Source organism: Streptomyces sp. NPDC044064 (genome assembly GCF_056434245.1).
The window spans coordinates 37,744-52,436 of record NZ_JBWKFN010000027.1; the positions used below are offsets into that span (position 1 = coordinate 37,744).

The 14,693-nt window shown below is 70.2% G+C and carries 15 protein-coding genes and 1 pseudogene; 10 read left to right on the forward strand and 6 right to left on the reverse strand.

Translation table 11 applies throughout. The annotated features are described in order from the left end of the window. Positions 1-61 precede the first annotated feature (61 nt). On the reverse strand, positions 62-907 hold the full coding sequence (locus AC07DS_RS34375; protein WP_479151735.1) for an SCO6745 family protein: 846 nt from the start codon (positions 905-907) through the stop codon (positions 62-64). Positions 908-911: 4 nt separating this feature from the next. Further along, the gene (locus tag AC07DS_RS34380) at positions 912-1,793 is read right to left on the reverse strand and encodes an alpha/beta fold hydrolase (protein ID WP_479151737.1); all 882 of its coding nucleotides are present in this window, start codon (positions 1,791-1,793) and stop codon (positions 912-914) included. Positions 1,794-2,120: 327 nt separating this feature from the next. On the opposite strand from AC07DS_RS34380, the gene AC07DS_RS34385 reads away from it, so the two are divergent. From AC07DS_RS34385 to AC07DS_RS34405, 5 genes and pseudogenes are all read left to right on the forward strand, one after another. Continuing rightward, entirely contained in the window at positions 2,121-3,320 is a 1,200-nt protein-coding gene (locus AC07DS_RS34385) for an acetyl-CoA C-acyltransferase (protein ID WP_479151739.1), read from the forward strand. A 63-nt stretch (positions 3,321-3,383) separates the two neighbouring features. Next, positions 3,384-4,010: an HAD family hydrolase gene (locus AC07DS_RS34390; protein WP_479151740.1), complete on the forward strand. Its 627-nt coding sequence runs from the start codon at positions 3,384-3,386 to the stop codon at positions 4,008-4,010. Positions 4,011-4,090: 80 nt separating this feature from the next. Then, a complete protein-coding gene (locus AC07DS_RS34395; protein ID WP_479151741.1) occupies positions 4,091-4,699 on the forward strand; it encodes a class I adenylate-forming enzyme family protein in 609 nt (202 codons plus the stop codon). Positions 4,700-4,731: 32 nt separating this feature from the next. Then, positions 4,732-5,424, forward strand: coding sequence for a TetR/AcrR family transcriptional regulator (locus AC07DS_RS34400; RefSeq protein WP_479151742.1), 693 nt, complete (start codon positions 4,732-4,734; stop codon positions 5,422-5,424). 67 nt (positions 5,425-5,491) lie between these two features. Further along, positions 5,492-5,674, forward strand: a pseudogene (locus AC07DS_RS34405) (SDR family oxidoreductase); the annotation flags it as partial. Positions 5,675-5,893: 219 nt separating this feature from the next. On the opposite strand, the gene AC07DS_RS34410 reads toward AC07DS_RS34405, so the two are convergent. Both AC07DS_RS34410 and AC07DS_RS34415 read right to left on the reverse strand, forming a co-directional pair. Further along, the gene (locus AC07DS_RS34410; RefSeq protein ID WP_479151743.1) at positions 5,894-6,559 is read right to left on the reverse strand and encodes a TetR/AcrR family transcriptional regulator; all 666 of its coding nucleotides are present in this window, start codon (positions 6,557-6,559) and stop codon (positions 5,894-5,896) included. Then, positions 6,556-7,851, reverse strand: a complete 1,296-nt coding sequence (locus tag AC07DS_RS34415) for a PucR family transcriptional regulator (protein WP_479151745.1) — start codon at positions 7,849-7,851, stop codon at positions 6,556-6,558. Before AC07DS_RS34415 ends, AC07DS_RS34410 begins: the two co-directional genes overlap by 4 nt. A 188-nt stretch (positions 7,852-8,039) precedes the next feature. Between AC07DS_RS34415 and AC07DS_RS34420 the strand changes: the two genes are divergently transcribed. From AC07DS_RS34420 to AC07DS_RS34440, 5 genes are read left to right on the forward strand one after another with little or no spacing between them, the layout of a single operon-like run. Further along, on the forward strand, positions 8,040-8,798 hold the full coding sequence (locus tag AC07DS_RS34420; RefSeq protein ID WP_479151747.1) for an ABC transporter ATP-binding protein: 759 nt from the start codon (positions 8,040-8,042) through the stop codon (positions 8,796-8,798). Next, a complete protein-coding gene (locus AC07DS_RS34425) occupies positions 8,795-9,601 on the forward strand; it encodes an ABC transporter ATP-binding protein (protein ID WP_479151749.1) in 807 nt (268 codons plus the stop codon). The genes AC07DS_RS34420 and AC07DS_RS34425 overlap by 4 nt, the downstream gene beginning before the upstream one ends. 5 nt (positions 9,602-9,606) lie before the next feature. Then, complete coding sequence (locus tag AC07DS_RS34430; RefSeq protein ID WP_479151751.1) at positions 9,607-10,488, forward strand: branched-chain amino acid ABC transporter permease; 882 nt, start codon at positions 9,607-9,609, stop codon at positions 10,486-10,488. Further along, positions 10,485-11,705 carry a branched-chain amino acid ABC transporter permease gene (locus AC07DS_RS34435; protein ID WP_479151753.1) on the forward strand — a complete coding sequence of 407 codons (1,221 nt, stop codon included), beginning with the start codon at positions 10,485-10,487 and terminating at the stop codon, positions 11,703-11,705. The genes AC07DS_RS34430 and AC07DS_RS34435 overlap by 4 nt, the downstream gene beginning before the upstream one ends. Positions 11,706-11,710: 5 nt before the next feature. After that, positions 11,711-12,988: an ABC transporter substrate-binding protein gene (locus AC07DS_RS34440; protein ID WP_479151755.1), complete on the forward strand. Its 1,278-nt coding sequence runs from the start codon at positions 11,711-11,713 to the stop codon at positions 12,986-12,988. A gap of 83 nt (positions 12,989-13,071) precedes the next feature. Here AC07DS_RS34440 and AC07DS_RS34445 read toward each other — a convergent pair whose 3' ends face one another. Beyond that, positions 13,072-13,881 carry an SDR family NAD(P)-dependent oxidoreductase gene (locus AC07DS_RS34445; RefSeq protein WP_479151757.1) on the reverse strand — a complete coding sequence of 270 codons (810 nt, stop codon included), beginning with the start codon at positions 13,879-13,881 and terminating at the stop codon, positions 13,072-13,074. Then, the gene (locus AC07DS_RS34450; RefSeq protein WP_479151758.1) at positions 13,874-14,524 is read right to left on the reverse strand and encodes a carboxymuconolactone decarboxylase family protein; all 651 of its coding nucleotides are present in this window, start codon (positions 14,522-14,524) and stop codon (positions 13,874-13,876) included. The genes AC07DS_RS34445 and AC07DS_RS34450 overlap by 8 nt, the downstream gene beginning before the upstream one ends. Positions 14,525-14,693 lie beyond the last annotated feature (169 nt).

The window sequence follows — 14,693 nt, forward strand, 5'->3', positions numbered from 1 at the left end:
GGTCAGTGTGGCCGCTGTCCGGGTCCGGTACAGCGCGGGTGATCGACCTCTAGGGATTCGTTCACAACGCCGGCCGCGTCGACGCGACCGGCATGGTGAGGAGGCCCGCGTCGACGACGGCGCGGCCGAAGGGGCTCGCGAGTTCGGCGAGACGTGCACAGCCGGCGTCACCCAGGGCGGCGTAGGCGGGAAGGGCCAGGCGGTCGGTGCGGTCCTCGATGTGCCGGCGCAGGAGCGCGCCTTCCGGGCTCAGGGCGTCGCCGTCGAGGAGGCCCCGCTCGCGCAGGTGCTCCCGGGTGCCGGCCCACTCCTCCTCGGGCCATGCGCGGCTCGCCTTGAGGAGGCCGACGGGAACCTCACCGGTGGCTGCGTGCAGGATCAGGGCCTCCAGGCCCCCGATGCCCTCGGTGAGCAGGCACGCGACATGGCCGTCGCCGCGGAACTCCCGGAGCAGCGTCTGGGCGTGCCACAGCTGCAGTACCGGTTCCTCGGGCCAGGGCAGTGCGGCATGCGCGGCGAACAGCGGGCGGCCCTGCATGTGTTCGCGGGCCGCCTCGGCGGCCCGGCGGGTCAGCGCCACGACCTCGTGCAGGTCGGGCAGTTCGTGGACTCCCGCCCGTCGCAGTGCTTCGCCCGCCGCGGCGTACCGCGCGTCCAGCACCTGCTGCGGTGTCGTCCTGTCCCAGGCCCCGTCGACCGCCTGCCGCACGAAAGCGGGGTTGAAGTTGTAGAAGGTCGCGATGACCAGCTCGGCGGATGCCCGGCCGAAGGCGGCGCTGCGGGAGGCGAAGTACCCGGAGCGTCGGCTCAGTCCCAGGTCCGCGTACCGTTGCCTGGCCTCGGGGACGAAATAGATCATGCCGTGCACGGGTTCGAGGCGGCGCCAGGCCGCACGTGCCGTCATCATGCGGTCACCTCTCTGGGGAGTCGGCGAGCGGGGTACTCGCCGCGGTTCCGAACTCACCGTGTGTTCGCAGGTGTTCGAGCAGCAGTCGGTTCAGCGTCTCGGGTGCCTCCTCGGGGACCCAGTGGCTGACGTCCCGGAGGATCTCGAACCGGTACGGCCCGTCGACCCACTGCCCGGTCTCGTGTGCGGCCGCCTTGCCGAACGCGCGGTCCTCGGTGCTCCAGACGTACAGGGTGGGGACGTCGACGGCGCCGATCCTGCCGTCGGGGCGGCCGGCCCGGTACCAGTTCAGCGCCGCGGTGAGAGCGCCCGGCCGGGACAGGTGCCGTACGTAGGCCTCGGCGCTGTCCCGCGGGACCTTTCCGGCGTAGACCTCACGGAGCTGCCTGGCATCGTGGGCGAGCATGCGCTCCTCGGTCGCGGGTGTCTCGCGCCAGTCGATCATGTAGTGCGAGCGTTCACGCTGATCCTGGTCGGTGCGCAGAGCGGTGGCGAGAGCGGCGGGGTGCGGGGTCGAGACCACGGTCAGGGTGCGAACGCGGCCGGGGTGGGAGTGAGCGGTCCACCAGGCCACCGCGCCTCCCCAGTCGTGGCCGACCAGGTCGAACGTCGGCCAGCCCAGTTCTTCGGTGATCGCGGCCACGTCGTCGACGAGACGGCCCATGCGATAGTCCTCGGGCCGCCGGGGGCGGACGCCGGGGGAGTACCCGCGCTGGTCGGGCGCCACCACCCGGTAGCCGTGCGCGGACAGCGCCGCGATCTGCCGTTGCCAGGCCAGCCCAGTCTGCGGGAAGCCGTGCAGCAGCAGCACCGGGCGGCCCTCGGGCGGACCCGCCACGATCGCGTCGAACACGCCCGCATCCGTGGAGATGCTCAGCTCAGTCACGCCCCACCTCTTCGTACCGACTGGTCGGTAGCCTTCAGGTGGAGAGGCGGGCTGTCAAGGCCGTGAGCGTGATCGCTTACTGGTGGGGTGGACTGCCCTGTTGAATGTGACGCCGGATTCAACTATAACCGGATCCGGAGGCCGACTCCCGCCCCCCTGTGGCTATGGCTCATGCCGTCGGGCACGGGGGGAGGCGGCCAATGAGCCATCAGAGCAGGGCAGTTGGCGTTCGGAAGGGACTGCCGGCATCGAGCTCGGCTCACGCAGCCCGGAATTCCGCTCGCGAGGCTCTGGGGCGACCCGGACCAACAAGACCAGTGAGGCGACATGAGGGAAGCAGTCATCGTTTCGACGGCACGGACGCCGATCGGAAGGGCTTACCGCGGCGCGTTCAACGACACTCAGGCGCAGGAACTTTCCGCCCATGCCCTGTCCCACGCCGTGCAGCGCGCCGGGCTCGAGGGCGGCGAGGTCGAGGACGTCATCCTCGGCTGTGCCGTACAGCAGGGGTCGGCCGGCTTCAATGTCGCGCGTCAGGCCGCTCTTCGTGCGGGGCTTCCGGACACGGTGTCGGGGATGTCGATCGACCGGCAGTGCTCGTCGGGCCTGATGGCCATGGCGACGGCCGCCAAGCAGATTGTCGTGGACGGCATGCAGATCGCTGTCGGCGGCGGTGTCGAGTCGATCTCCCTGGTGCAGAACGAGCACATGAACACGCACCGCATGACGGATCCCTGGCTGGTCGAGCGCAAGCCGAGCATCTACATGCCGATGTTGCAGACGGCGGAGATCGTCGCCGAACGGTACGGCGTGAGCCGGGAACGCCAGGACGAGTTCGCGCTGGTGTCACAACAGCGCACCGCGGCGGCGCAGGAGGCCGGCCGGTTCGACCAGGAGATCGTCGCGCTCAACAGCGTCAAGAACGTGCTCGACAAGCAGTCCGGGGAGGTGCGGCGCGAGGAGGTCACCCTGACCCGGGACGAGGGCAACCGCGCGTCGACGACGCTCGAGGGTCTGGCCGGGCTGGCGCCGGTGCTGCCCGACGGCCAGGTGAGTGAGCATGCCAGCGTGACGGCGGGCAACTCCTCGCAGTTGTCGGACGGGGCCTCGGCGTCGGTGTTGATGGAGTCGAGGGAGGCCGAGCGCCGCGGACTGGAACCGCTGGGTGTCTACCGGGGCATGGCAGTCGCTGGTTGCGGCCCGGACGAGATGGGCATCGGGCCGGTGTTCGCGATTCCGAAGCTGCTGAAGCAGCAGAACCTCACCGTCGACGACATCGGCCTGTGGGAGCTCAACGAGGCCTTCGCTTCCCAGGCGTTGTACTGCCGCGACGAACTGCACATCGACCCCGAGCGGTTCAACGTCAATGGCGGCGCGATCTCGGTCGGTCATCCGTACGGAATGACCGGTGCCCGGCTCGTGGGGCATGCCCTCATCGAGGGCAAGCGCCGCGGTGTCCGGTATGTGGTGATCTCTATGTGCGTCGGTGGCGGCATGGGCGCAGCCGGACTGTTCGAGGTCGCCTGAGCCCGGCAGCCCTGCCGGGCGCAATCCGACTACGAAAGAGGCGTGGATACCGTGTCGAACGCGGTGGACAAATCCCGAACCGCGGTCCTGGTGGACTTCGGCGGGGTCATCACCTCCAGTGTGCTGCGGGCCTTCACCGACTTCGGCGCCTCCCTCGGCGGCGACCCGCGCCTGCCGTTGGAGCTCCTCGGCCGGGACCGGCCGTCACGCACCCTCCTGGCCGACCACGAGTGCGGCCGGATCGACAACGAGGCCTTCGAGCGAGGATTCGCTGAACGTCTCCGCGTCCACGGCGCCGACGTCGAGGCCGAGGGGCTCACGGCCCGGATGCAAACGGGCGTGTCGATCGACCAGGACATGCTCACCCTGCTCGATGATCTTCGGGCCGCCGGGCATCCCGTTGCGCTCGTGTCCAATTCGTTCGGCACCGGCACCTACGACGGCGTCGACCTCGCCGCTGTTGCCGATGCAGTCGTCATCTCCGCCGAGGTCGGGATCCGCAAGCCCTCCCGACGGATCTACGGGATCGCATGTGAACGCCTCGGCATCGACCCCGAGGAGGCAGTCATGATCGACGATCTGCGGCAGAACCTCGACGGGGCGGCGCGGATCGGAATCGCCGGCGTACTGCACACCAGTGCCACCGACACCCGTCGCCAACTCGCCGAACGCTTCGGGATCAGGGCCTGACCGGTTGACCGAGTCAACTGATCGGCAAGGGGGGGGAAGAGCCGCACCGTCACCTGCCCATATCTAGGAAGGCGCCGACCATGGCCAGCGTTAGGGCAGCCCCACGGCTGCAGGTTCAGGTGTGCGACGACGACGGCAACGAGTGTGCGCCAGGTACCGTCGGCGAGGTCCACATCAAAGGACCCACGGTGATGCGCGGTTACTGGAACCGCCCCGCGGACACTGCCGCGGCCCTCTCGTCCGACGGCTGGTTCCGGACCGGTGACCTCGGTGAAACCGACACGGACGGCGACCTGCGCATCGTCGACCGCATCAAGGACCTGATCATCCGCGGCGGTTACAACGTCTACCCCGGTGAGGTCGAGGAAGTGCTCTACGAGCATCCGGACATCGTCGAGGCAGCCGTGATCGGCGTGCCCGACGAGCACTACGGTGAGGAGGTCGCCGCGCTCGTTGCCACCCGGCCCGGTTCCGAGCTCGGAGCCGCCGAGGTGTCGGTTTGGGCGCGAGAGCGGCTGTCCGCCTACAAGATCCCGCGCATCGTCCGGTTCGTCGACGTGTTGCCCAAGGGTCCGACCGGGAAGATCCTCAAGCGGTCCATCGACCGTACCGGTCTGACCCGGGACACCGCGCCCGGCCACGTTGCCGCCCCCACCGAACACCTCTCCTCCGGCGGACACAGTTTGTGACCATGGCGTCGGATTCAAGTACAGTTTCGGCGATGGACACCACCGCTCCCGAGGAGATCGACGGCGAGAAGGCACCCCCCATGGCGCCCCTCTCGCACCTTCGCGAGCCTCCCACGACGAAGCGCGGAGCGCGGACACGAGCCGCTCTGGTGACGGCCGCGCGGAAGGTGTTCGAACGGGACGGCTACCTCGACACCCGCCTGACCGACATCACCAAAGAGGCACAGTGTGCGGCGGGATCGTTCTACACCTACTTCGCCAACAAGGAAGAGGTGCTCGCCGCCGTCCTCCTGGAGGCGCAGGAGGACATGCTGCACCCCGGCATGGCCCGGGTGGAGGGTAGCGACGATCCCTATGCGGTACTCGAGGCGAGCAATCGCGCGTATCTCGAGGCATACAAGCGCAATGCCAAGCTGATGGGGCTGCTTGAGCAGGTCGCGCAAGTGGAGCCGGAGTTCCGTAGGTTCCGCAGCCGACGTGCTGACGCGTTCATCCGCCGCAATGCCCGCGGCATTGCCGACCTGCAGGCGCGGGGTGTCGCAGATCGTGAGGTCGATCCGATGCTGGCCTCCCGTGCGTTGTCGGGCATGGTCAGCGTCATGGCCTACAACGCCTTCGTGCTCGGCGAACGGCAGGGAGAAGGCACGCCCGTGGACTTCGAGGAGCTCGTGTCCACGGTCACACGGCTCTGGGCGAACGCCCTGCGGTTCCCCGACCACCGCTGACCCGGCAGCCTGAGCCGGGTCGAAGCCCGCCGCTCACGGCCGTTCGCAACTCTCGCCGAAGGTCCGCGTCAACGCAGTGGCACCAGGTGTGGTGCGCACGAAGCTGGCCGAGGCTCTGTGGAAGGAGCATGAGCAGGCCGTCGCCGCAGCGACGGCACTTGGACGCATCGGGGAGGCTACCGACATCGCCTGGGCGGTCGCCTTTCTCGTCTCTGACGCCGCGAGTTGGATCACCGGTGAGACGATGGTGATCGACGGTGGTCAGCTCCTCGGTGATGCGCTCCCCTTCGGACGAGGAGCCGGCATCGGCTTCCAGCGCCGGACGGCATCGGAACCGACGCCGGGCGGTGAGTCGCTGCTTCAAGCCCCTCGGCGTCGACTTCGCCGGGCAGCCTGTCCTCGACCGGATCGGCCTCGGCCGTCGTCGGGCTGTGGGCGTCAGTGTTGCCCCGGCCATGCGCCGGGCCTCTCAGCCGGACCGGGCCGACAGGTGGATCAGGATGCCGCACACCTCGTCCACGATCTCCCGGGCCTCCGTCTCGTCTCCGCAGTCACCGAGCTCGCGCGCCGCCCCGCCGATGACGGTGGTCAACACGCTCACCCGGACCCGGCCGGCGCGGCGCCGCTCGTCCACCTCCAGCAGCCGGGCGTTGCGCCGTACCCATGCGCGGTCCCACTGGCGGCGCAGCGCGTCGAAGCCCGCGGGGGCGTCGTCCTCCACGAGGAGTCTGCCGAGCCTCCGATTGTCCCAGGCGCCCTCCAGGTACGCCCTGGCTCCCGCCACGAAGAGAGCGACGGGGTCGTCCACACCGCGGCTTCGCTCGGACGCCAGCGTGGTCGCGGTCCGGCCCTCCTGTTCCTCCCGGAACTCCTCCCACAGGGCGAGGTAAAGCCCTCGCTTTCCGCCGTAGTGCTGGAAGAGGGTGCCCACCGGGATGCCGGAGCGCGCCGCGATCTCGGTGAGGCCGGCGTCGGTGTAACCGCGCTCGGTGAACACCGCCAGCGCGGCGTCCAGCAGCGCACGCCGGACCGTTTGGCTCTGCCCGGCGAGTTCCTCCGGCAGGCCCGTCCCTTCTTGCCCGCCCGGCAGCTGACGTGCCGCCTCGGTCCCGGCGGACTCCACGATGCCGCTCACTGGCAATCCTCACCTTCCCCGGCCCCGTCGCGGATAGCGAGGGCGACCAGCAGTTCCAGGAGGTCGGCGATCCGGCGCGGGTTGCGGCCGGTGCGTTCCTCGATCCGGCGCAACCGGTAATGCGCCGTGTTGTGGTGCACCCGCAGCCGGTCGGCGGCCAGCCGCAGATTGAGGTCCGCCTCCGCGAAGGCCCGTATGGTGGCGGCCAGCATGTCGCCACGCCTGCGGTCCTCCTCCAGCAGCACCCGCACCCGGGGATCGACCAACTGGCGAGCGAGGTCGTCGGCGCGCAGCGCCAGGTAGTCGAACGGGGACAGCCGGGGCAGCGCCGCCACTCCGCCCCCGCTCGGCACCAGGTCGAGAGCGGCCCGCGCCTCCTCGTACGCGCGCGGCAGTTCGGACGCGCCCCGGGCGACCGTGCTGATGCCCATGCAGAGCATGGTGCCCTTTCGCGCGAGCCGCTCCTGTACGGCCTCGAAGTGGGCGCAGATGTCGTCCGCGTCCATGCCGGTCCGGAGCACCGGCACGGCCACCACCTCGCCGTGGCGCACGACGACCAGGGTCCGGCCGGCCCAAGGCCCGGCGACGCTGATCGACGCGCTGGTGGCATACCCGTTCTCGGCCGAGGTGTGGTCTCCCGAGTGTGTATCACCTACGCAGACGGCCACGACCGCCATCATCGGCGAGCGCGGTCCGATGCCGTACGCCTGGGCCGCGGCGAGCAGCGGACCGCGGGTCGGTGCCACGCCGGCCAGGAGCTGGTCCAGGAGATCCCGGCGTTCCCGGTCGGCGTCCGCCACCACGTGCTGCTGATACTCGACGTATGCCTGCGCGGCATGGGTGCTGGCGTAGTCGACGTACCGCATCAGCGGGGTGACGAGGGACAGTGCGGCCTGCTGGGCCTCGGCGGACGTGCCCGCGCACTCCAGCATCGCGTCCCACATCACCTGCCGGCCGACCCGGAAGGCACTGATCCAGTCCTCCAGAGCGAACCCCGCGCGGGCTCGGCGCATGGCTGCCGCCCGGCTGAAGACCAGGTCTTCGGGAGCGATGTCCCGGTCGCCGGCCAGCGCCGCCAGCTGCATCCGGTAGTGCTCGAGCACCTGCTCCCGTACCTCGTCGAAGAACCGTTCGCCCTGCAGCGCGTACGACGGGATCTCCGCGCGCATCACCTCGACGGCGGTCTCCGCCACCTCCTCGACCCGGTCGTGGACGGCATGCAGGATCCGCCGCCGCTCCCGGCGGAGGGATTCGGAAAACTGGGGGGTGCCCAGGGCAGGACCGCGAGGCATGGCGCAGATCGTCGCCGTCCGACTCGTGCTCCGTCAACAGGCTCGGCCTGAGACATCTCCCGGCACCTGTGCGCGGCGCACAGTCCGGCGGCCGGGAAGTTGGGTGCTCACACCCAATGTGCGGCTGGAACGCCTCCACCTACTGTGACGCTCTCCCACCCCCCAGCACGTCGGAAGGGGCGTCACTCATGCTCGCGGTCGACGGTATCACCGTGCGCTTCGGCGGGATCACGGCACTGGACGGTGTCGCGTTCACCGTCGAGCCGGGCACCGCCGTGGGGCTCATCGGGCCGAACGGAGCCGGCAAGACCACCTTGTTCAACTGCCTCACCAGGCGCTGCACTCCCGACGGAGGAGACATGCGGTTCGAGGACGAGGACCTGCTGGCCCTCCCTCCACACGCCGTGGCCGGGCGCGGCATCGCCCGCACCTTCCAGAACCTGGGCCTGTTCCCGCGGCTCACGGTCCGGGAGAACGTCATGATCGGCGCCCACAGCCGGGGGCGCACAGGACACCTCGCCGCGGCGCTCCGGCTGCCCCGCGTCCGGCGGGAGGAGAGGGAACTACGTGACCGGGCGGACGACTTGCTACAGCGGCTCGGCCTGGCGGACGTCGCCGACCACCCCGCCTCCGGGCTGCCGTTCGGCACGCTCAAACGCGTCGAACTCGCCCGGGCCCTCGCGGTACAGCCCCGGCTGCTACTGCTCGACGAACCCGTCAACGGGCTCAGCCACGGCGAGGTCGGCCAATTCGCGGATCTGGTCCGGTCGGTGCGCCAGGAGTTCGACCTCACGCTCGTGGTGGTCGAACACCACATGGGGTTCGTGATGGGCCTGTGCGACAAGGTGGTCTGCCTCGACTTCGGCCGCAAGATCGCCGAGGGCTCGCCGGAGGAGATCCAGCGCGACCCGGCGGTCGTCGAGGCGTACCTGGGGGCGGCCGCATGAGCGAGCCCACCACTGACCGCACCGAGGCCGCGGCGAGCGCGGAGCCGGAGATCCTGAAGGTATCCGGCCTGCACGCCGGATACGGCCAGGCCCGTGTGCTCCAGGGCCTCGACTTCTCAGTCGCCCGCGGTGAGGTGTGCGCGATCCTCGGACCCAACGGCGCGGGCAAGACCACGACGCTGCGGGCGCTGAGCGGCATGGTCCGCGGCCGCGGCTCGGTCACTCTGAACGGCACCGAGCTGCTGGGCCGCTCGCCCGAGCAGGCCGCCAGGCTCGGCGTCGCGCATGTCCCCGAGGGTCGGGGCACTTTCAACGACCTGACCGTCGAGGAGAACCTGCGCATCGGCGCCCACCTCCGCACCGGCTCCCGGTGGCGGGGCCGCGCCGAGCGTGCGGCCGTGGCGGCCGACCTGGAACGGATCTACGGCCACTTCCCCAGACTGCGCCAGCGGTCGCGGCAGACCGCAGGCAGCCTCAGCGGCGGGGAGCAGCAGATGCTCGCCATCGGCAGGGCGCTGATGCTGCGGCCCTCGCTGCTGCTCCTGGACGAGCCGTCCCTGGGTCTCGCGCCACTGGTCACGCGCGAGCTGTTCGAGATCGTCCGTGCCGTCAACGAGGAGGAACGAACCACCGTGGTCGTCGTCGAGCAGAACGCCCAGCTGGCGCTGGACATCGCGCACCGGGCGCACGTACTGGAGGCCGGCCGCCTGGCGCTGTCCGGACCGGCAGCACAGATCCGTGCGGACGGGCAGGTCGCAGAGGTGTATCTCGGTGTCTCCGTCCGCTCGCGCAAGGCCGGGTGAGCGCTGTGACCGATCTTCTCCAGCAAGTGGTGGAAGGACTGGGCTCCGGAGCGGTGTACGCCAGCCTGGCGCTGGCCCTCGTGCTGATCCACCGGTTCACGGGGATCGTCAATTTCGCGCAGGGCGAGCTGGCCATGCTCTCCACGTACGTCGCCTGGCAGCTGGTGGCGTCCGGGATGCCGTTCTGGCTGGCGCTGCCGGTCACCATCGCGGTGTCCTTCGCCGGCGGCATGCTGGTCGAGCGGATCGTCATCCGCCCCGTGCAGGGCGCGCCCGAGCTGACGGTGGTCATCGTCACGGTCGGCCTGTTCATCTTCGTCAACGCGCTGGCCGGCCTGATCTGGTCGTTCACCGTGAAGGACTTCCCCGAGCCCTTCCCCGACGGCGGGCTCGACCTGGCCGGGGTGCGTGTGGACTATTCGACGCTCGGGATTCTCGGCGTGGTGGCCGTCGTGATGGGCCTGCTCTATCTGCTGTTCCAGCACACGTCCATCGGCCTGGTGATGCGGGCGGTCGCGTGCAACCCCACCTCCGCCCGGCTGTCGGGCATCCGGGTGGGACGGGTGCTGATGCTCGGCTGGGGGCTGGCCGCGTCGGTCGGCGCGGTGTCGGGCGTGCTCGTCGCCCCGGTGCTGTTCCTGGAGCCCAACATGATGGGCGGCGTGCTGATCTACGCGTTCGCCGCGGCCACCCTGGGGGGCTTCGACAGCCCGGTGGGCGCGGTCGTCGGCGGCCTGTTCGTGGGCGTCGCCGAGACCCTGACCGGGACGTACGTGGACGTGATCGGTGCCGATCTGAAGGTGGGCGTCCCCCTCGTGATCATTCTGGCGGTGCTGCTGGTGCGGCCCCAGGGCCTGTTCGGACGGGCGGCGGTGGAGCGCGCATGAACACCATCACAACGGCGCTCGCCACCGACCGGGCCCGGCGGCTGCGGGCCGCGCTCACTGTCCTGCTTGCGGGCGCGGTCGCCGTCGGAGCACCCTTCTACTTCGCCCCCTTCCAGGTCTTCCAGCTGACCATGGTGCTCCTGTACGCCGTGGCGCTGGCCGGGCTGAACCTGCTGGTCGGCTTCGGCGGGCAGATCTCGCTGGGGCACGGCGCGTTCTTCGCGGCGGGGGCCTACACGGCGGCGGTCATGCTCGACCGGTACGACTCCGGCCACCTGGCCACGCTGCCGGTCGCGGCCGCCGGATGCTTCCTGCTGGGCCTCGGGTTCGGAGTGCCCGCCCTACGGCTGCGCGGGCTGTACCTGGCCCTGGTCACCCTTTCGTTCGCGGTGTTCCTGCCACCCCTGCTCAAGCGGCTCGAACCGGTGACGGGCGGCTCCATGGGCCTGACCGTGGACAAGCTGCAGCCGCCCGCCTGGAGCGGGCTGGCCGAGGACCAGTGGATGTACTTCGTCGTCCTCGCCGTCACCGCGGTGGCCCTGCTGCTCGCCCGCAACCTGCTGCGGTCCCGGGTCGGCCGGGCACTGCTCGCCGTGCGGGACAACGAGAGCGCCGCCGAGGTCATGGGCGTGCGGCTGTCGTTGCACAAGAGCCTCGCCTTCGCGTGGAGCGCGATGTTCGCGGGTGTCGCCGGGTGTCTGTACACCTGGGTGATCGGCTTCGTCTCGCCCGACTCCTTCAGCTTCGTTCTGTCCATCACCCTGCTGGCCGGCCTGGTGGTCGGGGGGCTCGCCTCGCTGTACGGACCCCTGCTGGGCGCGGCGTTCGTGATGTACGTGCCGAGCGTGTCCCAGGACATCAGCGAGGCGGCACCGGGAGTCGTGTTCGGCCTGCTGATCGTCACGGTGATGTTCGTGGCCCCGACGGGACTGGCCGGTCTGCCGGGCCGTGTCCTGGGCGCTGTCGCCCATCGCCTGCCCCGCACCACTCCCGCGCTCGAACGGACGCCCGAGGCGGACTACGCGCCCGAGGCGGACTACGCGCCCGAGGCGGACTACGCGCCCGAAGCGGATTCACCACCCGAAGCCGACTCCGCACCCGATGCGAAACCGAAGTCCCCGGCAGGATCCCGACCCGCCACGACCCTCACCCCTGCGGACTCCGCAGTTGTCGACGCCGAACCCGTGGGCGCACCGCCCCGCACGGAAAAGGAATGAACCACATGCGCAAGACGACCGCTCTGCGGGCGGCTGCGGCCGCGACCGCCGCCCTGCTCACCGCCACCGCCTGCAGCAGCCAGCGAGGCCAGGACGGCCAGTCCACCACCGCCGGTGGCGCGTGCAAGGGCCAGCAGACCACCGGCATCACCGACAAGACCGTCAAGCTGGGCGGGATCTATCCGCTGTCGGGACCCGCCTCTGCGTACGGCACGATCAGCAAGGGCGTGGCCGCCTACTTCAAGTACGTCAACGACAAGGGCGGCATAGACGGCCGCAAGGTGCAGTTCATCGTCCGCGACGACGGCTACCAGCCGCCCAAGGCGGTCGAGGAGGCCCGCAGACTCGTCGAGCAGGAGAAGGTCTTCGCCGTGTTCCAGACCTTGGGCACTCCTTCCACGGCGGCTGTGTGGGACTACCTCGACAAGCAGAAGGTGCCGCAGCCCTTTGTCGCCACGGGTGCCTCCGTCTGGGGCACGGACACCAGGCATCCCTGGACCATCGGCTGGCAGCCCAACTACGTGGCCGAGGCCAGGGTGTACGCCAAGTACCTGAAGGACAAGAAGCCGAAGGCCAAGGTGGCGGTCCTCTACCAGAACGACGACTTCGGCAAGGACCTGCTCGGCGGGTTCAAGAAGGCCGTCGCCGGCAGTGGCATCAAGGTGGTCGCCGAGGAGAGCTACGAGGTCACCGATCCGTCCGTGTCGGCACAGATGGCGAGCCTCTCCCGCTCGAAGGCGGACGTGCTGCTGGACGTCACCACCCCCAAGTTCGGCAGCCAGGCCCTCGCCGCCGACGCCAGGAACACCAAATGGAACCCGCTGCACATCGTGAACAACGTGGCTTCGTCGGTCGCCGTGCTCCAGCCCGTCGGGTTCAAGAACGTGCAGGGCGTGGTCTCGGCGACCTACTTCAAGGACCCCGCCGACCCGCAGTGGGCGAACGACCCCGAGATGAAGACCTACACGAGCGCCATGCACAAGTACGCTCCCGACGCCGACCCGGCCAACCAGTTCAACGCCTATGGCTGGGCCGTGGCCTCCAGCCTCCACAAGGCCCTGGACTCGATGAAGTGCCCGACCAGGGAAGGACTGCGGGACGCGGTGCGCAGCCTGAAGGACGTGAAGGTGGGCATGCTGCTGCCCGGGGTCACCATGTCCACGGGCCCCGACGACGCCTTCCCGCTCGAGACGATGCAGCTGGCGCGGTTCAAGGGCGAGCGGTGGCAGCTGTTCGGCAAGCCGGTGGACACCCGCAAGGAGTTCGGCCCGCTGACGAAGTGAGCGGCGGGGGCGGTCCCGGTCGATGCCCTGCCCCTGGGACCGCCCCCGCCCCGTCGGCACCGTGCGGACAGGTACTCAGGTGCTCAGACGGCGTTCAGGCCTCCGTCCACCACCAGGCTCTGCCCGGTGATGTAGGAGGCGCGCTCGGAGAGCAGGAAGGTGACGGCTTCGGCCACCTCCCAGGCGGTGCCCTGGCGCCCTAGCGGTATGCGGCTGAACGAGGCGGTACGCGACGCCCGTCCGGCCGAGGCCTCGCGGCCCATCGGGGTGTCGATCAGGCCCGGGACGACCAGGTTGGCACGGATCCCGCGCGGCGCGCCCTCCTTGGCGACATGGCGGGTGAGACCGAACAGGCCTGCCTTGGAACTGTCGTAGGCGGGCGAGTTGGTGGCCGCGCGCAATCCGGCCACGGAACCGACGAAGACGATCGATCCTCCGTCGGCGATGGCGGGCAGTCCGTACTTGGCGGCGAAGAAGGGGGCGCTCAGGTTGAGCGAGAGCACACGCTCCCACTGCTGCGGAGAGGTCTCCGCCAGGCCCGCACCGAGGCCGATCCCGACGTTGACCACGATCGCATCGAGCGAGCCGAGTTCGCGGAGTGCTTCGGTGACCATGGCCAAGGACTGGCCGGCATCCGTGGCGTCACCGACCACGGGCAGGCCACGGGCGCCCTCCTCATCGACCAGGGCGGCAGTGGCTGCCGCGGCGGAGGGGGAGACGTCGGCGCAGGCCACCGAGGCTCCCTCGCGGGCGGCGAGTACGGCCACCGCCCGCCCGTTGCCCACTGGGGCCTTCGGATCGTCGGTGGGGCGAGTGCCCGCTCCGACGACGAGTACGTTCCGGCCGGTAAGGAGGCCGACCGGGTGGGTAGCGGTGTGCCGGGGCTCAGGCATCGGTGTGTGCCCCCTCCGCCGGGTCCGCGTCGGCTCCGGTGGGCCCGGGCAGGGTCTCCGTTTCGTAGCCGGGCTCGAGCCGCGTACCGGCGGAGTTCAGGAAGAACGCGACCATGTGGTACTGACCGACGAGCATGGTGATTTCGATCAGCTGTGCCTCGTCGTGATCGGCGGCGAGTGCGGACCAGGTGGCTGCGGACAGGCGTGTGTCCCGGTGCAGTTCGTCGGCGGCGCGCAGCAGACGGGCGTCGGCCGTCGCCCACCCCTGGGCGTCCGGGCCCGCGGCGACCCGCCGGATCTCCTCGTCGGTGACTCCGGCGGCCCTGGCCAGCGGTACATGCCGGCCCCATTCGTAACCGGCCCGGGTGTTGCACGCGGTGCGCAGGATCAGCAGTTCCCGGGTCCGGTCCGGTAGACGGCCGTCGCGCAGCAGATGGCTGCCGAACGGGAGGAAGTGCCGGAAGAGGCCGGGGTGGCGCACCAAGGTGGTGAAGACGTTGGCGAGGTGGCCGTCGGCGTCCCGGGGAATGCCGGCGAGCAGCTCGCGGGTGGACGGGTCCCAATCGTCCTCGGGCAGCGGTGCGAGGCGCGGGCCGGTGTCCGGTCCGTCGTGGTGGGGGCGGTGATGGTGGTCGTCGGTCATGATGGACTCCGCACTCTTCGTCGGGACGGGGCGGTAGCACGAGGGCAGCTCTGAGCACGGTCGATCGGCGCCTCGGCGCCTCGGCGCGTGCGCGTCGATACGGGCACCCTTTGCCGCCGTGCCACTGTGCTTTCAGGGGCGGCGGGTTGTCGACGGCTTCCCGGCCAAG